The sequence below is a fragment of the Maribacter sp. TH_r10 genome (assembly GCF_033101095.1).
GTDB lineage: Bacteria > Bacteroidota > Bacteroidia > Flavobacteriales > Flavobacteriaceae > Maribacter_A > Maribacter_A luteus.
The window spans coordinates 392,767-414,155 of record NZ_JAWMPY010000002.1 but is presented as its reverse complement, the minus strand read 5'-3'; the positions used below and the strand labels follow the sequence as shown (position 1 = coordinate 414,155).

The window sequence follows — 21,389 nt, the reverse complement described above, 5'->3', positions numbered from 1 at the left end:
TAATAAAAAGCCTTTATTCTATGGATTTATATTCATCTAAAAGATTGGCGATGAAAAACCTTAAAAAACACCTTAGGTAAAATTAAGGCATAAAAAAACGGCAAGCTACCTACATCGCACCGCTACAACCATATACCCTTGCTGCGTTCCCACCCTGGGGGATTCTACAGGAGCTGGTCGTGTAGGACTTGCCGAATGCAAATATACAATCTTTTATATCAAATAATAAACCTTAAATATGCAGATTCTACGACAAAAACGAAAAGTCATTGTCTACCAATGAATTAAATACCCAGAATACCATAAGATCAAAGAAAAAACGGTACTTAAAACATAATCAATCGTTTTAATTTCTAAATATTATCAAGTAACTTGCCCCCTAATCAAAGCCCAAGAACCCGCTAGGTAAGGTCTTGAACCGCTTTGACGAAAATTGCACCTTATAATAAACCTTTATTTTCATGAATACATTTAAACTTTTTGCTGTTTGTAATTTATTGCTGCTCTTTGTAGCGTGTGGCAGCGGAAACACAAAAGCATCCTCTTTGTTCGAAATTCAATTGGAAGGCAACAAAAAAGCCTTTAAGCAGAATGAAACCGCAGGTATTGCCATTAAAAATAAAAAAGAGAAATCCATTAATAAAATAACTTATTCCATTGATGGCAATGAACTTGAGGTTAACGGTAATAAAGTAACTTTCGATCTTGCGACTTTAGGGAACAAGACCTTAAAGGCAATTATTGATTACGAGGACACAAGTGCTGAAATCTATAAAAAAATAAAGGTTTTGGCCCCCAAACCTCCAGTTTTGTATACATATGAAATTATAAATGAATTTCCGCACGACATTAAGGCATATACCCAGGGCTTGGAATTCCATCAAGGAATCCTTTATGAAAGTACCGGCAAAAAAAGTAGATCTTCTTTAAGGAAAGTCGATTTTAAGACAGGAAAGATCTTAAACCAAATAGCTCTGGAAAATACCCAGTTCGGGGAAGGAATAACCATTATGAACGGCAAAATATATCAACTTACCTGGCAAAACGGAATCGGTTTTGTTTATGACCTGGATACCTTTGAAAAAACAAGTAGTTTTCAATACGGCGAAAGTAAAGAAGGTTGGGGGCTCTGCAATGATGGAACCAAAATCTTTAAAAGTGACGGCACTGAAAAAATCTGGTTTCTGAATCCGGAAACCTTAGCAGAAGAAGGGCATATTGAAACCGCAACCGATAAATCAGTCTTCAACATGGCCAATGAGTTGGAGTATCTTGATGGTAAAATATATGCCAATGTGTACCAAAAACCCAGTATGATGATTATAGATGCCGAAAGCGGAGCTATTGAGGGGGTCATAAACTTTAGTGGTTTAAAAGAAAAGGTCACCAAACACCCAGAATTGGACGTGCTTAATGGCGTAGCATATAACCCCGAACGCAAGACCTTTTTCGTAACTGGGAAAAACTGGGACAAAATGTTCGAGGTGAAAATCATAAGAAAGTAATGGAATCTTACGAAAAAAGAATACGTGTGTCCGAAAATGATCTAGATGAACTGAAACACGTAAATAATGTTCGTTACGTACAATGGATCCAAGATATATCTAAAGAACATTGGGAAACTACTGCTCCCAAAGAAATGAGGGCAGGGATTCTTTGGGTCGTTAAAAAACACACAATAGATTATTTCAGTTCTGCAGTTTTAGGGGATGAAATATTGGCAAGGACATTTATCGCCAATACCAAAGGCGCCTTATCCATTCGTTGCGTAGAAATGTTCAATGCCGATACAAATGAACTATTGGTGCGTTCACAAACTGAATGGTGCCTATTGAATGCCTTAACTTTAAGGCCTATTCGAATTTCAGAAGCCATAAAAAAAGCCTTTTTAAAGCAATAACCCCTGAACCATGCAACGCCTGATAATCCTGATTTCAAGTATTACACTACTTTTAGGATGGAGTTCGTGCAGAAAGGATTTCGAATATGGGACCAACCCCGGCAATTTGGAATTTTCAAAGGATACCGTTTATCTGGATACCATTTTTTCAAATATAGCCAGTAGTACATATACTTTAAAAGTATATAACCCAAACAGAGATGGGATCGAGATTCCATCCATACGTTTAAAACAAGGGGCAAATAGCGCATATAGATTGAATGTCGATGGAGTTGCCGGAAAAGAGTTCACGAATGTCCCCATACTCGCCCAAGACAGCCTTTATATATTTATTGAAACCACCTACGACCTTGACTCCAGTGAACAAAATGAATTCTTGTACACAGACATCATTGAGTTTTATAGTACTACGATAACCCAAGAAGTACATTTGGTAACATTGATCAAGGATGCCTTTTTCCTTTACCCAAGAACCTTAATAAATGGGGCCAAGGAAACCTTCAAATTGGAAATGGACCATAATGACCAACCCTTTAACGCGGAAGGTTATTACTTACAGCAAGGTGAATTGAACTTCAGTAATGAAAAACCTTATATCATATATGGTTATGCCGTAGTGCCAGAAAACCAAAGTTTAACCATTGAAGCCGGAAGTCATTTACATTTCCATGAAAATTCAGGATTGTATATAAGTGAAGGTGCCTCTTTGATTGTAAATGGAAAATTAAGCCTAGATAAAGAAATATTGGAAAATGAGGTGATTTTGGAAGGTGACCGCCTAGAAACACAGTATGAAAATGTTCCAGGCCAATGGACAGGTATTTGGATAGCTGAGGGAAGTAATTCCAATACAATTGAACATTTAACTCTAAAAAATGCTTCCTTTGGAATAGTAGCCAATGGAAACGAATTACTGCAATCCCCTACCCTGACCCTTAAAAACACACAAATCTATAATTGTACCACTACTAACCTTGTGGGCAATAGCGCATATATAGTTGGTGAAAACACCATTTTAGGAAATGCGGGTAGAAATTCATTGTTATGCAACCTTGGGGGTAATTACGAATTCACACATTGCACTATTGCCAATTATTGGCCCTATAGCTCACGAATTGGAACGGCCATAGAATTGAATGACCATAATGGTTCGGACTCTGGGGATTTGGTTTCGGCCCAATTCAATAATTGTATAATTGATGGAAATGCACTTTCTGAAATCTCGTTTATTCACGATGAAAAAAATGAATTTAGTTTTACTTTCAACAATTCCCTCATAAAATTAGGGGCTGGTGCAGAACAAATCATGAATAACTATTTGTACGATTTTAGCGACAATGAAAGGTACAACGAAGTATATGTTAACCAACCAACTGATTTTATGAATGTTACCAACAACATATATTGGATCGGCGAAACATCTTCAGCTAGAGACAAGGCCAATCCGGATTATTCGATTAGCCTGCCATATGATATTCTAGGTACTGATAGAAGGGATAAACCCGATATTGGTGCCCATGAATATGTTGCCAATAAGTAAAAAGTAATAAAAACTTCACTTTTAATAAGTATTTTCTGCTTAATATTTAAATTTTATCCATTCACAAAGACAAACCTTGGTTTTTATAAGGTTTTCCTATGTCCATGGTTCCCACACAGTCATAACTTTGCTAAAAACTAATAGCTAAATCATTGGATTTCAATTACTCCATAATCGATTCTGACGCTACCTCAAATTTGCAATTACAGCATTTTTTAGAGGAATATGGTGATTTTTCGTGTTCTTCCTTAGCTAAAAACAGTAACGACGGTCTAAATGCAATTTTAAAATATTCCCCCGACGTCGTTTTTGTAAACTTAAACGAAAATGCTCCTGAGTATTTTCAAATGGTAATTGAGCTTCATCAATATGTCAAAAAAATCCCGATTATTATAGGCATATCCAAAACTAAAGATCATGCCTATGATGCCATCAAGAATGGTTTTTTTGATTATTGGTTAAAACCATATAACGAGTTTGATATTCGGAAATCATTATTACGCCTTAAAAAACAAATACCGGAACCTGCCCCAACGCAAATGCGGACGCAGACCATATGTTTAAAATCGTACCGGGATTTCCAATATTTGAACACCGATGACATCCTTTACCTACAAGCAGACAATAATACTACGGAGTTTGTCATGAAGGACGGCAGTATTGTCAATGCTTTTAAAACGCTAAAAACTTTCGAAAACCAATTACCTTCGAATTTTATTCGAATCCACCAAAGTTATATCATCAATACCATTTTTATTTCAGGTATCAGCTATGGTAAATCGGTATGTACTTTAAAACTGCGTAATCTACAATTACCCTTTTCAAAATCGTACAAATCGAACATTGATGAGGTAAAGGAACATTTGTCAAAAACCGCTATTCCTACTTCGAATTAAGTAAATTCTTTCAGAAGTAGGTTAAATCCTCTTCAAACTAGGTCAAATACTCATACTTTTTCATCTAGATATCCGAACTCATAGGGCATTATTAGTTTTACATCGTAATAAACAGAAACCCCTAACACAAAATTTTAATGATTATGAGAAGAGCACTTAGTATTTTAGCAGTTATGGCATTAATGATTGGATCAATGGCCATGAATACCGAAAATGAAATCCAAGAACAAGACAAAATCACCTGTGACGACTGCGCACATACAAAAGACAGAAGGGAAGCCAAAGTAGCTGAATGTGACGACTGCGCACATACTAAAGACAGAAGGGAAGCCAAAGTGGCCCAATGTGACGACTGCGCACATACTAAAGACAGAAGGGAAGCTAAAGTTGCCCAATGTGACGACTGCGCACATACTAAAGACAGAAGGGAAGCCAAAGTGGCCCAATGTGACGACTGCGCACATACTAAAGACAGAAGGGAAGCTAAAGATGCTTAGAGCAATGTAAATAAATTTAATTAGAAGATAATAGGTTTCTTCAAAAGGAACCCTTCCAAAACAAAAAGGTCTTAATCTTACAAAGATTAAGACCTTTTTGTTTACATTAGTATTGCCATAGTAGTGCCATGCCTAAAATAAAACGACCAAAAACACAATTAGCTATTAAAATTATCCTACAGGTCTTACTATGCCTCAATATTGCTTCTTGCACAACTTCCAACAAGGAACCAGAAGCTTCTCAAATAATTGATAATGATAGTATTACAATCTGGATTAGTCAAGGGAACCGTACAGATCTTTCTAAAAAAGATAAAGATTCAATATTGAAAAAAGCATTCTTGGCTGCTAATCAAATTAGCCCGGATAGTTTAAAAGTATATTATTATTCCAGATTGTCATTGGCTTATTTAGCTTTAAATGATACCGTACAGTTTCGCGACGCCAACAAAAAAACCCTCTCTTTCGCCAACAAGATTAACGATACCATTACGGAAGCATATGCCCTATGGGATTTGGCCGATTTTTTCGAAACCCATATGGTAATGGACAGTGCCTTCTATAATTATCAAGAAGCCCAAAAAAAGTTCACCTCCTTAAAGGACAATTATTATGCCGGACGCATGTTTTATAATATGGCACTTATCCAAACCGAGGTTAAGGATTATACCGGTGCTGAAGTGAACGCTTTTAATTCCATAGAACTGTTAAAACCTTTAAATGAACACCTTAGATTACATCGTTGCTATAGTTTATTGGGCTCCATTACTAAAGAATTGAAAGAATATGATCGGTCCTTGGAATATTTTAATTTAGCCAATGAATATCTTTCAGAAGCAAAAAGTGAAGAAATTCCTCGTCTTTATTATCCCCAGCTCCAAAACAACATCGGCAATGTTTATAAAGACCAAGGTAATTATAATGCGGCCAAAAAATATTACCAAAAAGCTGTGTTTACAGAAGATAGCCTAAGGTTCTTTGCGCCCTCTACCTATGCCTTGATTGTCAATAATCTAGCATTTAGTCGATTTAAGTTGGGTGATACGTTGAATATCCTTCAAGATTTGGAAATGGCCAAACGAATTCAAAAAGAACTAAATGACATAGAAGGCCTTTCACTGAGCGAATATAACTTTGCTGAATTTTATTTATCTAAAAACGACACCTTAAACGCAGTGGCCAGTGGCCAAAAAGCAAAGCAATATGCAGAAGAGGGATCTAACAATAAGCGATTATTGGCTTCTTTGGGATTATTGGCCCGTATTGATCCAAAGAACTCACTGAATTATACGGAACGATATATTGCGTTAACCGATAGTCTTATCCAAGTAGAACGCCAAGAACGTAATAAATTTACCCGAATTCGCTTTGAGACCGATGAATTCATTGCTGAAAACGAATCCCTTGTCAGAAAAAAACAAATCTGGACAGGTTTGGCTTTAAGCATCTTTTTACTTGGGGTATCATTATATGTGATTTTCTACCAACGTTCCAGAAACCAAGCCTTACAATTTCAACAGCAACAACAAACAAGCAACCAAGAGATATTTGATTTGATGCTGTCGCAAAAGCAGAAAATAGCGGAAACAAAAAAAGCGGAACAAAAACGAATTTCCGAAGAATTACACGATGGCGTCCTAGGTAAAATGCTAGGCGCAAGAATGGTACTTACCGGATTGAACAAAGTGGCCAGCGAGGAGGCCATTTCAGAAAGAGCGAAGGCCATAGCAGCATTAAAAGATGTAGAAGGAGAAGTACGCGCCATTTCCCATGAATTGAGCCACGCCGCATATCACAACATCAACAACTTCATTAGTTCTATAAAAGAATTATTGAAAACTACGTGTTCAACAAATGACTTGGACTTTTCGTTTGATTATGACGAAACCTATGACTGGGATGCCATGAAAGGTGAAATCAAAATCAACCTATATCGAATGGTTCAAGAGATCTTGCAAAATGCAGTAAAACATTCAAAATGTAAGAATATTTTGGTTAGTTTTGTGCGAAGAAACCAAATATTAATTGTTACCATTACGGATGATGGACAAGGTTTCGCCTCAAAGCCAGGAAAGAAAGGCATAGGTATGCGAAACATAAAATCAAGAGTTGAAAAACTTGGTGGTACTTGGGATATCGATAGCAGGCCTAATAAAGGAACCACAATTATCTTGAATATCCCCCTTGAAAGTCAGAATAATGCCCATGAAGTCATTCATGAAAAGAGAGTGTGAAACAATAATAGGTTACTTTTTATAGTTATAGAAAGGAATGATTATGAAGACTGTACGACTTTTATCGGTAGATGACCATGCCATGACGGCTATGGGCTATAAATATATTTTGGAAGGTTCCGAGTTTGACGGATTTCAAGTTAAGGTAGATACGGTAAATACATTTGAAGGAGCCATAGAAAAAATAGATTTTTCAGCCCGTTCAACTCCCTACGACATTGTTTTATTAGACATATCTCTTTTTCCTACACATTCAGGGGATACCAGAAGTGGTGAAGATTTAGGTATTTATGCCCGAAAAAAAGTACCAACTTCTAAAATCGTCTTTATGTCATCATTTAGCGATAGTTACCGTATTAACAGTATTTTTAAATCTGTAGATCCAGATGGTTATATGGTAAAGTCCGAAATAGATGAAAAATCGCTATGTGCCATGGTAAGGACCGTATTGGAAAGACCCCCATATTATACGGCTAGTGCCTTATCTGCCATTCGAAAAAAAATGGCTAATGATTATGATCTCGTAGATGAAACAGATAAAAAAATATTACACTACCTCTCCACAGGAACCCGTACCAAAGATATTGGCCCATTGATCTCCGTAGCCCCCACCACAGTGGAATCCAGGAAAAGACAACTGAAACAGCTTTTTGGTATTGAACAGGGAAATGATATTGAGCTAATTGAAGAAGCCAGAAAACGCGGATTCATATAATTCTTCATTCCTCAACTTTTAACATTCTTTATAACACTGAATATCAAGTGATTAAATTACTTTTCATGCTTCATCCATTATAACCTTATTTTTTATAAGGTTTTACTAGGTTCTGTTCTTGAGACATTCATTTAGATTTGAGGTTATTCATAATAATTGCCCCTATTTATGTCTTTAAAGTCAGAAAATTACGGAAACAACCTCCCCTCAAGGTCAATCAGAAGTGCTACCTTCAATGGAATTTCGGGGTTTATCGATAATCTTGAAAAACATTTTTTCTCCCAAATTTCGGTTTGGACCAATACCATTATCGATAATCAGGCCAAGTTAATTATTGAAATTGAATGTAACTTAAGCCTTATTGATATGATCATACATTCATACAAAGGAACTTGGGGCACATTCAACCAGACCAAATATTCCCTTTCGGAAGAATTGGTTCAATTAGAAGAATATAATGGCATTTCATTTGATGTTGAGGAGTTTACCATAAACCTGAAAGACACCAGTATAATTATAGATAAATTATACGACCAAAGTATTGCCGATCAACTGAACGGCATTTTGAACAATCTTGAAAAACACTTCCTTCAACTAACAAAAGGTAATGTTGAGGTTCCCTATGAAATTTTCGTTGCGGTGTTTGAAGATGAAATCATGGCTACGAAAAACTCGAATGTTAAAAACAAAGGAACACAGGACTACTCTAGTTATTGGGCCTTGTATTTTGAATCTGAAAAAGACGCCGTTATCTACGACCTGAAAAATGCTAGGTTCATTTATGAAGATTTACACATGATAAATCAATAAAAACCTTGTCACACACCATAATATACGCTATTCTTTAAATTTTAAACCGACACCATTCTCCTTAGTGGATATTAAATATATAATCATAGTAGGTGTTTCGTGGTATTTTTTATATATTTCACAACGAACTTACCATATAATCAATATATTATAATTTAAAAATGCGCCTACAGGAATTAATGGTTGAAAGAATCGACAATTTTATCGGTATTGAAAAATTGACTGAAGAACTGGAAAGAATGAGGGAAATGACCCACGAAAAAGTTTGGTTTGATGATATGATCATCTGTTTTAACAGTCTTTATCTAAAAGATTTCAATGCGGAAGAATATACCCTGAATTACAAAATACATTTACAGAAAACCATCGATTTTTTAAATAGGTTCAGCAAGGGTACAGGTTCGGAAATTCATAAATTTCTTATTGATCTACTTGAATTCAAGATCGACTACGTATATAATCTGAGAAAAATATCCTAATGGCTTTTTTTACCTTTATTTTGTTGATCTTGCTCTTCATTTTTTACCACCCTTTCCATACGTTCACGATAAAATATCTCAAGCATTCTGTTTATATGCTTTAGTTCGGCACCGTATTTTTTCTCCCAAGTTCTTAATACAAAATGCTCAAGAAAATCATGGGAATGGGATTCTTCAATTTTATCCTGATGATTATTATAGAGCTTTTGAATGACTTCAACCAATTTACTTTCCTCCATCATATCATAAAAATCAATCATATGACCAACTCTTTCCTTTTCCAAATCCAACCTACTTGGATTCACTTCTTTGGAATGTTCATTAGCTATAATCATCTCTCCTTTGCCCCTCAATAACCACTCTGCACTCAAATTTGGATATACATCAAGAATACTTTCCACAACATTGGAACCAATGGTCTTGTTATGTTTCAATGCCCTGGAAATAGTTCCCCTACTTGCATTGATCGATTTCTCGAACTTATTGTAACTCAAATTACTATAGTCTAAAAAAATATTGATTCTTTCTAATAACATTTTGATAAAATTAAGGTAATCTTTTCTTAATCAACTCTTTTTGATTTCCAATATATTCGATATATTTATTGTATATTTTCGATATTAACACAAATATATTCGATACATTTTACGTAAACAATTTATTATGACCTAATAATATAACCGTCCAATAATTTATATACCTATGAAGAAAAAAATTATAAGAATTGAGCAACATAAAAATAGTGCGAAATTATTGGGTCTAAAAGTCTTTAAAGAAAGTTTAGAAAACCACTTTCTTTCTGCTATTACAATTAGAAATTCCTCAGCAAACGATCGCTCAATGGGTTTGGTGATAGAAATGGACTGCAATTATAAATTAAGAGAAATTCTTTTTTCGCTAAAAAATATAATTCCAGGGAATACATTTGAAAAAAAAATTGACCGGGTTTCCGACTTTTTCTCAACTGCATTTAAAAAGTTACAGGATAACAATGAAGTGCCTATAGATATCGAGGAACTCTCAATTTATCTAAAAGACACTTCTATAATTATTAGAAAGATTTATAAAAACAGTATACTTCATCAATTAAAAAATCTAATAAATGCTTTAGATATTCATTCCAAAAAATTTACGGAACAACATATTGAAGTCCCTTTTGAAATTTGTATTCCGGTATTTGAAATGAATAAAAAAAATAGGACCAATAGCTATATCAAGGCCATATTGAACAAGAATGATAAAACCACCTACTTTAAAAATTGGGGATTATATTATGATTCTGAAAATAACGACGTAATATACAATCTAAGAAAACAATCCCTAATTCATGGTGAAATACACTATCTAAACTATTGACCTTGAATATTATCCATTAAACAAATCCCGACCGTGCATTAGGGCGTTGACTTCACCCCTAACCTCAGCTACTTTATCTTCATCATCCGCATTTGTCAGAACACGATCGATCAAATCGACAATAGTTGACATTTCATTCTCTTTTAACCCTCGAGTTGTAATGGCTGCTGTCCCAAACCGTATTCCGGAAGTTACAAATGGCGATTTATCATCAAATGGCACCATATTCTTATTAGCCGTAATATCTGCTTTTACTAATACTTTTTCAGCATCCTTACCGGTAATATCCTTATTCCGAAGATCGATCAACATCATATGGTTATCGGTTCCCCCTGAAATAATATTATAGCCTTTTGCAACAAAAGCAGCTGCCATAGCTGCAGCATTTTTCTTTACTTGCAACATATAATTAAGGTAATCATCTGTCAAAGCTTCTCCGAAGGCGATGGCCTTTGCTGCTATGATATGCTCTAATGGCCCTCCTTGATTACCAGGAAAAACAGCTAAATCTAGCAATGCTGACATTTTTCTAAGGTTACCATTCTTCAATTTTATACCGAACGGATTGTCAAAATCCTGCCCCATAAGTATTAATCCGCCCCTGGGTCCACGCAAAGTTTTGTGCGTAGTCGTCGTAACCACATGGCAATGTGGAATAGGGTCATTCAGTATTCCTTTAGCTATTAAGCCAGCTGGGTGGGCTATGTCTGCCATAAGAATAGCATCTACGCTATCCGCAATTTCGCGAAAACGTTTAAAATCCATATCACGGGAATAAGCCGAAGCCCCAGCGATGATTAAATTAGGTCTTTCCTTTAACGCAATCTCCTGAATAGCGTCATAATTAAGCATGCCCGTTTCAGAATCTACCCCATAAAACACAGGGTTATATAATCTTCCGGAAAAATTCACCGGAGATCCATGGGTCAAATGCCCGCCATGGGATAGATCAAATCCTAAAATCTTGTCACCCGGCTTTAAAAACGCATGAAAAACGGCTGCGTTGGCCTGTGAACCTGAATGGGGCTGTACGTTTGCATAAACAGCACCGAATAATTCCTTAGCCCTATCAATAGCAATTTGTTCAACCTGATCAACCACTTCACAACCTCCATAATATCTTTTTCCAGGGTATCCTTCGGCATATTTATTCGTCAATACAGATCCAGCAGCCTCCATTACTTGGGGACTTGTGAAGTTTTCAGAAGCGATAAGTTCAATCCCGTTTAATTGTCTTTCCTTCTCTTCTTCTATTAAATCAAAAATAAGTTGGTCACGTTGCATATTTTCCTTTCTGTTAAATGAGCGGTAAAAATACAAATTGCCGATTGGTTATTCATGGAAAATAATATATTTGATTAGGAATTTATCAAACATAAATTAACAATATACATATGCCCATACTAGCAAATAATCCGAATAGAAAAACCTGGATACCTACTCCGGAAAAAACTGACTTTCCCATTCATAACATACCTTTCGGGGTGTTTTTGACACGTGACGATATTATTACAATAGGTACCCGAATAGGTGATACGGCTATTGATTTAGGAGCCATGCACCAATTGGGGTATTTTGATGGTATTCCGCTTACCGATGATATTTTCCTTCAAGATACATTGAACGACTTTATTTCTGACGGACAAAAAACATGGAGATTGGTGCGTAACCGCATAAGTGAGGTTTTCGATATCGAGAATGAAACTTTGAAAAATAACGAGGACCATAAAAGTATCATCCTATTCTCTTTGGATGAAATTGAAATGCAATTGCCGGTTCAGATAGGTGATTATACCGATTTTTACTCCAGCAAAGAACATGCTACGAACGTGGGTACCATGTTTCGCGACCCTGAGAATGCTTTAATGCCCAATTGGCTGCACATTCCCGTAGGTTATCATGGAAGAAGTTCTACCATAATCCCAAGTGGAATCCCAGTACACAGACCTATGGGGCAAACTTTTCCGAAAGGCTCGGAAACACCTATCTTCGGCCCATCCAAATTAATTGATTTTGAATTGGAAATGGCCTTTATAACCACAGATGCGAATAAATTTGGAGAACCAATTCCTATTGAAAAGGCTGAAGAGCATATTTTTGGAATGGTTTTGTTCAACGACTGGAGTGCCCGTGATATTCAGAAATGGGAATATGTTCCGTTAGGCCCTTTTTTGGCAAAGAGTTTTGCTTCATCGATTTCGCCATGGATCGTAACCCTGGACGCTTTGGAGCCTTTTAGGTGCAAAGGCCCAAAACAAGACCCGAAACCCTTTCCTTATTTATCACTTGAAGGGGAACATAGTTTTGATATAAAATTAGAAGTCGACATCGTAACACCGGAAGGGGTGGCAACAACGGTTTCCAACTCCAATTTCAAATATTTATACTGGTCAATGGCCCAACAATTGGCGCACCATACCGTAAACGGATGTATTGTGAATAGTGGTGATATGATGGGTAGCGGAACAATCTCAGGCCCTACTCCCGAATCTTATGGTTCTATGCTAGAACTTGCTTGGCAAGGCACCAAGCCCGTTACATTGAACGACGGTAGTGAGCGAAAGTTCATCCAAGACAATGACACGGTGGTTATGAGGGGATTTTGTGATAAAAATGGTCAACGATTAGGCTTTGGGGAAGTTTCCACAAAACTGTTACCTGTTTTTGAGCCAAAATCCATAAAAAATAAATAGTAAAAAGGTTTTTCAACGAGGCAATACGATAGTTTATCGTTTTACGTTATCAACAAACACAGTTTTGGCACGAGTGTTGAAATTGATGATTACAACGGTAAATTAAAATGTCATGAAGAAACTTTTACTATTAAGCGGAATTTTACTTTTTATGTTGTCTTGTGGTGGGGTGAAAAAAACCCAACAGGCCATAAATACGGGCAACTATATGAACGCCATAAACAGTGCCGTTCAAAAGTTAGCGGAAAACAAGGACAAAAAAAGCAACCAATCTTACGTGCTTTTATTGGAAGAAGCCTTCCGAAAAAACACCGAAAGGGAATTGGAGCACATTGCGTTTCTTAGAAAAGACGGTAATCCTGCAAATCTCGAAACAATTTATAAAGGATACGAGAATCTTAACCGAATTCAGGAAGCCATAAAACCACTATTACCTTTACGGGTTAACGATGAGAACAGAAATGCCGAGTTCTCATTAACAAATTATGACAACAAGATCATTACCACCAAAAATGAGCTTTCATCTTATTTGTACGATAACGCCCTCAACCTTTTAACAAATGCTACCAACAAATATGATTATAGAAACGCCTATGATGATTTTGAATACTTGAACGAAATCAATCCCGGATATGGCGATATCAGATTTAAAATGGAAGAAGCCTATCAAAAAGGCCAAGATTATGTAAAGGTAGAAATGATCAATAATACAGATAAGATCATACCGGTTAAGCTAGAAGAAGAACTTCTGAATTTCAATACTTTTGGATTGGAGGACAAATGGACAAAGTACCATACCAACCATCTTGCAAACATCGACTATGATTATGATATGCAAATAGAGTTAAGGGAAATCAACATTTCCCCGGAACAAGTAAATGAAAAACAGATTATAAAGGAAAAACAAATTAAAGATGGTCAAAAATACCTTTTGGACAATGAAGGCAATGTTGTTAAGGACAGTTTAGGGAACAAGATAAAAGTGGACAAGTTCAAAACTGTTAAATGTAATTTTTATCAGTTTACACAATTCAAAACCGCTCAGGTTACAGGGCAAATAAGCTATCAAGATTTGGAAACAAAACAACAGCTGAATTCCTATCCCCTAACCAGTGAGTTCGTTTTCGAACATGTCTATGCCAATTATGATGGTGATAAAAGGGCTTTGGAAAATGAATTGGTTTCCTTATTGAACCTTGCCGCAGTTCCTTTTCCTTCAAACGAACAAATGGTTTATGATGCCGGTGAAGACCTCAAAAACAGAATAAAAGGTGTAATAACCTCACATCGATTCAACTAAAAAACAACAAGCCCTGAATTAACCTTCAGGGCTTTTTTATACATATGTTCCTAGATCAATAGAATTTATTCCCCCATGTGAATCATGGGCCACCACTACCCCATTGCGTATGACCAAAAGTTGGGGAGATTGGTGCTGTACCTGAAATCTATAACCCGTTTCATTTGAAACCTCCCTAAAACTATGAAGATCCAAATAATATAGATCCAACTTTTCTTTCGGGATATCAAAATTGGCATTAAAGGTATTCAAAACCATTCTGCTGATACCACAGGTTGTTGAGTGTTTAAAGATTACTTGGGTCTTAGTTTTCGACTTTTCCACGATCTCATCTAATTGATGCACTGAAACCAAAGGTTTCCAAAGCACCTTAACTTCCTTTTTTTCAGCCTTTTCGTCGTTTTTACCAAATAAACCCTTAAATAATCCCATAGTTTTTTATCTCTAAGTCGTACGTTGTCCAATTCCTTACAACTGTCGAAATGTCTTGCTGTTTTCGACTTTTAGCGACATTTTGTCCGCTTAATTTCCTTGGTAAGGTTATTGACATTCATGAATCAAAAGTAATCTATAACTTTAAAACACGACACTAATGAACTTTAATAATTTTACTATAAAGTCGCAAGAATCCGTTCAGCTTGCACAGCAGATAGCCCAAGAAATGGGACATCAACAAATTGAGAACGAGCACATTTTCAAAGCAATTTCACAAGTAGATGAAAATGTACTTCCTTTTATTTTAAAGAAACTGAATGTAAACAACAGTCTCCTTAACCAAATACTTGAAAAAGAACTTGAAAGTTTTCCTAAGGTTTCTGGTGGGGAAATAATGGTTTCCAGGGAAGCAGGCAAAAGCTTGAATGAAGCCGGTATCATAGCCAAGAAAATGGAAGATGAATATGTTTCAATAGAACATATCCTTTTGGCCATATTTAAATCAAAAAGTAAAATAGCACAGATTCTAAAAGATCAAGGGGTAACTGAAAAAGACCTTAAAAAAGCGATTGAAGAGCTTAGAAAAGGCGGTAAAGTTACCTCCCAAAGTGCTGAGGAGACCTATAATTCCCTTGACAAATATGCACGTAACCTAAATCAAATGGCCGATAGTGGCAAATTGGATCCCGTTATTGGTCGTGATGAGGAAATTCGTCGAATTCTTCAGATTTTATCCAGAAGAACAAAGAACAACCCAATGCTCGTTGGTGAACCAGGTGTAGGTAAGACCGCAATCGCTGAAGGATTGGCACATAGGATCATACAAGGTGATGTTCCTGACAACCTGAAAGATAAAGTCATTTATTCTTTGGATATGGGAGCATTGATCGCAGGTGCAAAATACAAAGGGGAATTTGAAGAACGTTTAAAAGCCGTTATCAAAGAAGTCACATCTTCTGATGGAAATATTGTTCTATTCATAGACGAGATACACACCCTGGTAGGTGCCGGTGGCGGTCAAGGGGCCATGGATGCGGCCAATATTCTTAAACCTGCTTTGGCAAGAGGTGAATTAAGGGCTATCGGTGCAACCACATTGGATGAATATCAGAAGTATTTCGAAAAAGACAAAGCATTAGAGCGAAGGTTCCAAAAAGTAATGGTCGATGAACCCGATACAGAAAGTGCCATTTCCATCTTAAGGGGTATCAAAGAAAAGTATGAGGCACACCACAAGGTGCAAATCAAGGATGAAGCCGTAATAGGAGCTGTTGAACTTTCACAACGTTACATCACCAATAGGTTTTTGCCCGATAAAGCAATTGACCTAATGGACGAAGCCGCTGCTAAACTCCGTATGGAAATCAATTCAAAACCAGAGGAATTGGATGTTTTGGACAGAAAGATCATGCAGCTTGAAATTGAAATCGAAGCCATTAAGCGTGAAGATGATCAGGCCAAATTGAAGGTTTTGAACATTGATCTCGCCAACGTAAAGGAAAAACGTAACGAAATCTATGCCAAATGGGAAAGTGAGAAAACCGTTGTCGACTCCATTCAAAAAGTGAAAAATGACATTGAAGATTTTAAATTGGAAGCCGAACGTGCCGAACGTAGTGGGGACTATGGCAAAGTTGCCGAATTACGCTATGGTAAAATCAAGGAAGCCCAAGAGAAATTGAGTGTTCTTCAACAAGAAATGTCAGAACAACAAAAAGGGGAAACCCTGATCAAGGAAGAGGTTACTTATGAGGATATTGCAGAGGTCGTAGCCAAATGGACAGGTATTCCCGTAACCAAAATGTTGCAAAGTGAGCGTGAAAAATTATTGAAGCTTGAAGATGTCTTACATAAACGTGTGGTTGGTCAGGAAGAAGCCATTCAGGCCGTTTCAGACGCCATACGAAGAAGTAGGGCCGGACTCCAAGATGCCAAAAAACCAATTGGTTCATTCCTATTCTTGGGAACCACAGGGGTTGGTAAAACAGAACTTGCAAAAACATTGGCTTCATATTTATTCGATGACGAAAATGCAATGACACGAATAGATATGAGTGAATATCAGGAAAGGCACTCGGTTAGTAGATTGGTAGGGGCACCTCCAGGATATGTAGGGTATGATGAAGGCGGACAGCTTACCGAGGCCGTAAGAAGAAGGCCATATTCCGTCGTATTGTTAGATGAGATCGAAAAAGCACATCCAGACACCTTTAATATACTCTTACAAGTTTTGGATGAAGGTAGACTTACAGATAACAAAGGACGTATAGCTGACTTTAAGAACACCATCATTATCATGACAAGTAATATGGGTAGCCATATTATCCAAGAAAAATTCGAGAACAATAAAGACATTTATAGTGCCTCAGAAGCAGCTCGGGTTGAAGTCCTTGGCTTATTGCGAAAAACAATACGCCCGGAATTTCTGAACAGGATAGATGATATAATCATGTTCACACCTTTGAACAAGGAGGATATTACAAAAATAGTATCCCTTCAATTGGAACAATTGAGAAAAATGCTCGACAAACAGAATATCACAATTGACTTTACCAATGAAGCCATAACACACCTTGCAAATAAAGGATATGACCCACAATATGGAGCAAGACCCATAAAAAGGATTATCCAGAAAGAAGTGCTGAACAATTTGTCCAAAGAACTTCTAAGCGGCAGTATCAAAGCCGATAGTATTGTATTGATCGACTCTTTTGATGACCAACTGGTCTTCAGAAATCAAAACGAATTAGTGCAATAAACATTTTATTAACACTATAAAGGCCCTAACAGAAAAGTTAGGGCTTTTTTTTATGAATAATATATACCATGCAGTATATAGTTTTTTTTATCTTCGTATAAAATAGCGATATCATGACTACCAAAGCCGAAAGAACCACTGCATTTATTATTGAAACCGTTGCCCCTCTATTTATAAAGCACGGCTATGTAGGTACAAGCATGAGCGACCTAACCGAGGCCACGGGATTAACAAAAGGTGCACTTTACGGTAATTTTGAAAACAAGGAGGCACTAGCACTTGCGGTATACGAATACAGTATAAACAAATTGCTCACTGCAATTGACGAACGATTGGATATTGAAGGTAATTCCATGGAAAAATTGTTCTCCTTGACTAAATTTTATCGCCAATATGATGTATTCACCGCAGAACTTGGAGGTTGCCCTGTATTGAATATGGGCGTTGATGCCCAGAACAACAATAGACCATTGGCAGCAGCATCAAAGGAAACAATCAAAACCATTGAGGGTAAAATAGCCCTTGTGTTGGAAAATGGTGTAAACAATAACGAACTGCACTTACCCGTTACCCCATTGCAATTTGCAAAACAGTTCTATACCATGCTACAGGGAGCCGTTGCGATGAGTACCATCACAAGGGATCGTAAATATCTCGCGAATACGGTAGCCTATCTGGAGGTATTGGTTAAAAATGAAATCAAGAAATAATTTTTTATTTAGGCCTTACACGATATATCCATGTTTTATCGGTGTACGATCCATTTAATCCTGAATCCCGGGCAGCTCGGGCCTCACTCATAGTTTCATATCGTCCTAAATAAACGTAATTCAAATTATTCTTACTTCTTAAGAACGATTTGGCCTGAAGTCCTTTTTTGTTCATATCGGCCTTAAAAGCTTCTAAATACCGCTTAGTACCAAAGACATTGGCTATTAAATAGTAACCGGGTTCCAAGCCATCTTCACTTACGACCTCTTCGTATTTTTCACCAGCTTTAGGCTTATCATCCTCAGCTTGTTGGGCAAGCTGTAACAATCTTTCTTTTTCTTTAACAGCATTGATAGAATCGGTTTTTTTCTTTGCCTCGACCAATTCCTGCTCTGCTCTCGCAGTAGCTAACGAGTCTTTTCTTTTTTGAACTTCCGAATCTTCAGAAGTGGTTGCAAGTTGTCTTTTAGCCCTTTTGATCGAGTCTGTTTTGCGATCCAATTCCCTTCGAATCTCAGCTGCCGCAATGGCCGACTCCTTTTTTGCCATGGCAATCGAGTCTTTCCTTCTTTTTCGTAAAGCTCTCTCCCTTGCCTTGGTTTCTTTTCTCAATGCCAATGCTTCGGCCTTGGTTAATGTTTCGGTTGGGGTGTTGTCCTGTACAATCTCCTCCGGCATTTTCCCTTCTTCTGGCTCTTCGTAAGGCTTCAATTTCTTTTTAGGCTCATTCTTGCCAAAATCTAAGGCCGTGAACAATTCAAAAGATGGATCATTGCCTTTTAAATCGGAATCGGTACCGAATTCAACTACCGCCCCTATTGCAAGACGGTTCATTATCCTTGCACCACCTCCAACGGCAATACCATAAAAACTGTTATAACCTGCCTGAGCCCAGAACTTACTGGTAGACAAAAGTACATTCAACCCTACTTGGGTATCAAAACCAGGAATGGATTTAACATATAGCATGGGCCTAATGACCGAAGTACTATCCATTGCCCCTATAGCAACAGGAATATCATAGGATGCTGAACCTAAATATATCTTTTCATCATTAGCGGTATTTGCTTCCTTGTCCTCCATGTTATAGTCGAACAGATTTTCAGAGGTAAGGCCTACACGAAGACCGTCATATTCAAATTGAACACCGGGGGCCAATTGAAGGATAAAATCATCCGTGGTACCAAATAGTGGTAAACCTATCTGTGGATCTCCCTGAAACGTATTTCCGGTGAATTCTTTCTGATAACCAAATAGATTAGCTCCAAAAGTAAGGCTAGAGCGCTCACCCAGGGCAATCTGATAAGCGTAATTCAAAACTCCACCCGTCTGTAGGTAAAAGTCCGTATTATGCTGATAAAAACCTGCCCCGATTGATGAAGAATTATTCAATTTACCTGTATAGTTCAAAAAAAAGGTAGTTGGATCCGCATCGACAGTTTGCCATTGCCAACGGCTCCATAACCCAATGGAATGTGTATTGCCATAATTGACCGAAAACGCAGGGTTGAATATATCCGAATTAGAATCGGTAAGGTTATGCTGCCTTAAATCTACAGGCAAACCATCGTCCTGTGCACGTAACACGCACACAATCATGATGAAAAGTAAGGACAGTTTAATTTTTGTCATATGCAAAAAAACAAAAAACCATGGGGTTTACATACTATTTTAAGGTATTTTTAGTTAGAATAAATGAAAAGTACCAAACTAACGAATTACTCATTATGAAGGTTTTTAAAGCGTTGCTTATTTTTGTTTTCATCATCGGTTTTACGGGTTGTAAAGAAGAAGTACCTGTGGTGGTCGATGATTCCGTATCAACTTTTTATTTCATCAGACATGCTGAAAAAGATAGATCCGACCCAGAAAACATGGACCCGGAACTTACACAAGAAGGATTGGGACGGGCCATGCATTGGGCTGAAATATTAGATGAGGTGCAATTGGATGCCGTGTACACCACGGATTATGAAAGAACCCAAATGACCGCAGCTCCCATAGCGGTCAAAAAGAACCTTACCGTTCAAATATATGACCCGGCCATTATCGATTTGGATAAATTTAAGGAAGAAAACAAAAACAAGAAAGTACTGGTCGTCGGCCATAGCGACTCAACTCCCGATTTCGTAAACAAAATGATCGGTCAGGATAAATACTATCAAATTGATGACGACCAAAACGGAAGCCTGTTCATTGTTGAAATCGTTGGTGGCATTGCAACGGACATGCGATTGAACTTCAATTGTAATTGCCCGGACTAACAACTACATCCTTTAATTCGATTTTGGATAGCAACTCCAATTCACCCTTTTTAAAGAAACTATCTATCTCATAAATGGATTGGGAATCCGATACGGATTTATAATTATTATAATCCACAAAGCGAATCCCGTTCACGTATCTTTCGTTATAGGCTTCCCTAAAGCGTAGTCCACCGCCATTCACATGGAATTCGTAGGCTAAATATTCCGGTTTAAATGTTTCTTTATTAAACCAATAGATATAAACATCGTCAAAATCGTCTCCTCCGTTTTCCTGATCAAAAGTCACTTTCACCTTGTAGTAATCCTTCCCTTTAATAGCCATTTCACCAAGAAATTCCTTATTCACCGCGGGATCATTCAAACCATAAGGCAAGTATGCAAAATAATGTACGGAATTGATGGAGTTGGAATAGATGTTGCTTAATGAATCCGGCACATTGACCAAATCACCGTTAATATAGCGTTTAAACCCCTTAGGGCCTTTACTATCCAAAATATTAATGGAATCGTTCTTAAATAGTCGCTTTAATACTTTTTGCCCCTCAACATTTTCCTTTATATATTCTTTCCCCCTAAATTTGAAAGAAACATTGCTTGTCCTGTACTTATCCCCACCACAAGTATCAATACTTTTATCCACGATTTGCTGGGCGGTTAACCGGGCAGGGGTCTTTTCTTTACACGAAAAAAATACCGCCAAAATTACAACCACTAAAATTCTTTTTGTTTTTTCCATGCCAATAGGTTCGAAAATAGATCAAGAACATTACAAATATTGAATATAAATCCATTTTAATG

The 21,389-nt window shown here is 37.1% G+C and carries 20 protein-coding genes and 1 other RNA gene; 15 read left to right on the top strand and 6 right to left on the bottom strand.

The features are described 5' to 3' along the window. Positions 1-95 precede the first annotated feature (95 nt). An RNA gene (gene ffs, locus R3X28_RS07180) (signal recognition particle sRNA small type) lies at positions 96-194 on the bottom strand. A 267-nt stretch (positions 195-461) separates the two neighbouring features. Between ffs and R3X28_RS07175 the strand changes: the two genes are divergently transcribed. From R3X28_RS07175 to R3X28_RS07135, 9 genes are all read left to right on the top strand, one after another. Then, positions 462-1,505 carry a glutaminyl-peptide cyclotransferase gene (locus R3X28_RS07175; RefSeq protein ID WP_282055059.1) on the top strand — a complete coding sequence of 348 codons (1,044 nt, stop codon included), beginning with the start codon at positions 462-464 and terminating at the stop codon, positions 1,503-1,505. Further along, positions 1,505-1,900, top strand: coding sequence for an acyl-CoA thioesterase (locus R3X28_RS07170; RefSeq protein ID WP_154369347.1), 396 nt, complete (start codon positions 1,505-1,507; stop codon positions 1,898-1,900). Before R3X28_RS07175 ends, R3X28_RS07170 begins: the two co-directional genes overlap by 1 nt. Positions 1,901-1,910: 10 nt before the next feature. Beyond that, positions 1,911-3,440, top strand: coding sequence for a hypothetical protein (locus R3X28_RS07165; RefSeq protein WP_317663621.1), 1,530 nt, complete (start codon positions 1,911-1,913; stop codon positions 3,438-3,440). Between the two features lie 152 nt (positions 3,441-3,592). After that, a complete protein-coding gene (locus R3X28_RS07160) occupies positions 3,593-4,336 on the top strand; it encodes a LytTR family DNA-binding domain-containing protein (RefSeq protein WP_317663619.1) in 744 nt (247 codons plus the stop codon). A 143-nt stretch (positions 4,337-4,479) separates the two neighbouring features. Next, positions 4,480-4,833: a hypothetical protein gene (locus R3X28_RS07155; protein ID WP_317663617.1), complete on the top strand. Its 354-nt coding sequence runs from the start codon at positions 4,480-4,482 to the stop codon at positions 4,831-4,833. A gap of 326 nt (positions 4,834-5,159) precedes the next feature. Further along, positions 5,160-7,067, top strand: a complete 1,908-nt coding sequence (locus R3X28_RS07150) for an ATP-binding protein (protein ID WP_317663615.1) — start codon at positions 5,160-5,162, stop codon at positions 7,065-7,067. Between the two features lie 43 nt (positions 7,068-7,110). After that, positions 7,111-7,782, top strand: coding sequence for a response regulator transcription factor (locus R3X28_RS07145; RefSeq protein ID WP_154369358.1), 672 nt, complete (start codon positions 7,111-7,113; stop codon positions 7,780-7,782). A 168-nt stretch (positions 7,783-7,950) separates the two neighbouring features. Beyond that, entirely contained in the window at positions 7,951-8,592 is a 642-nt protein-coding gene (locus tag R3X28_RS07140) for a hypothetical protein (RefSeq protein ID WP_154369360.1), read from the top strand. A gap of 161 nt (positions 8,593-8,753) precedes the next feature. Further along, positions 8,754-9,071 carry a hypothetical protein gene (locus R3X28_RS07135; protein ID WP_154369362.1) on the top strand — a complete coding sequence of 106 codons (318 nt, stop codon included), beginning with the start codon at positions 8,754-8,756 and terminating at the stop codon, positions 9,069-9,071. Here the strand turns inward: R3X28_RS07135 and R3X28_RS07130 are convergent. Continuing rightward, on the bottom strand, positions 9,068-9,607 hold the full coding sequence (locus R3X28_RS07130) for a hypothetical protein (RefSeq protein ID WP_154369364.1): 540 nt from the start codon (positions 9,605-9,607) through the stop codon (positions 9,068-9,070). The genes R3X28_RS07135 and R3X28_RS07130 overlap by 4 nt on opposite strands. 166 nt (positions 9,608-9,773) lie before the next feature. Between R3X28_RS07130 and R3X28_RS07125 the strand changes: the two genes are divergently transcribed. After that, positions 9,774-10,427, top strand: a complete 654-nt coding sequence (locus tag R3X28_RS07125; RefSeq protein WP_154369366.1) for a hypothetical protein — start codon at positions 9,774-9,776, stop codon at positions 10,425-10,427. A gap of 9 nt (positions 10,428-10,436) precedes the next feature. Here the strand turns inward: R3X28_RS07125 and glyA are convergent, their stop codons facing one another. Continuing rightward, entirely contained in the window at positions 10,437-11,711 is a 1,275-nt protein-coding gene (glyA, locus tag R3X28_RS07120; protein ID WP_282055068.1) for a serine hydroxymethyltransferase, read from the bottom strand. Between the two features lie 110 nt (positions 11,712-11,821). On the opposite strand from glyA, the gene fahA reads away from it, so the two are divergent. Together fahA and R3X28_RS07110 are read left to right on the top strand one after the other, a co-directional pair. Next, positions 11,822-13,120 carry a fumarylacetoacetase gene (gene fahA, locus R3X28_RS07115; RefSeq protein ID WP_317663610.1) on the top strand — a complete coding sequence of 433 codons (1,299 nt, stop codon included), beginning with the start codon at positions 11,822-11,824 and terminating at the stop codon, positions 13,118-13,120. Between the two features lie 112 nt (positions 13,121-13,232). Next, positions 13,233-14,420 carry a hypothetical protein gene (locus tag R3X28_RS07110; RefSeq protein ID WP_317663608.1) on the top strand — a complete coding sequence of 396 codons (1,188 nt, stop codon included), beginning with the start codon at positions 13,233-13,235 and terminating at the stop codon, positions 14,418-14,420. A gap of 36 nt (positions 14,421-14,456) precedes the next feature. Here R3X28_RS07110 and ytxJ read toward each other — a convergent pair whose 3' ends face one another. After that, complete coding sequence (gene ytxJ / locus R3X28_RS07105) at positions 14,457-14,852, bottom strand: bacillithiol system redox-active protein YtxJ (protein WP_317663606.1); 396 nt, start codon at positions 14,850-14,852, stop codon at positions 14,457-14,459. Between the two features lie 160 nt (positions 14,853-15,012). Between ytxJ and clpB the strand changes: the two genes are divergently transcribed. Both clpB and R3X28_RS07095 read left to right on the top strand, forming a co-directional pair. Beyond that, positions 15,013-17,613, top strand: a complete 2,601-nt coding sequence (gene clpB, locus R3X28_RS07100) for an ATP-dependent chaperone ClpB (RefSeq protein WP_154369376.1) — start codon at positions 15,013-15,015, stop codon at positions 17,611-17,613. A gap of 113 nt (positions 17,614-17,726) precedes the next feature. Continuing rightward, complete coding sequence (locus R3X28_RS07095) at positions 17,727-18,323, top strand: TetR/AcrR family transcriptional regulator (RefSeq protein ID WP_317663603.1); 597 nt, start codon at positions 17,727-17,729, stop codon at positions 18,321-18,323. 4 nt (positions 18,324-18,327) lie between these two features. On the opposite strand, the gene R3X28_RS07090 is transcribed toward R3X28_RS07095, so the two are convergent. Next, positions 18,328-19,956, bottom strand: a complete 1,629-nt coding sequence (locus R3X28_RS07090; protein WP_317663601.1) for a PorP/SprF family type IX secretion system membrane protein — start codon at positions 19,954-19,956, stop codon at positions 18,328-18,330. Between the two features lie 95 nt (positions 19,957-20,051). Between R3X28_RS07090 and R3X28_RS07085 the strand changes: the two genes are divergently transcribed. Beyond that, positions 20,052-20,588, top strand: coding sequence for a SixA phosphatase family protein (locus tag R3X28_RS07085; protein WP_317663599.1), 537 nt, complete (start codon positions 20,052-20,054; stop codon positions 20,586-20,588). Here the strand turns inward: R3X28_RS07085 and R3X28_RS07080 are convergent. Then, positions 20,566-21,327 carry a DUF6503 family protein gene (locus R3X28_RS07080; protein ID WP_317663597.1) on the bottom strand — a complete coding sequence of 254 codons (762 nt, stop codon included), beginning with the start codon at positions 21,325-21,327 and terminating at the stop codon, positions 20,566-20,568. The two genes, R3X28_RS07085 and R3X28_RS07080, sit on opposite strands and share 23 nt — an antisense overlap. Positions 21,328-21,389 lie beyond the last annotated feature (62 nt).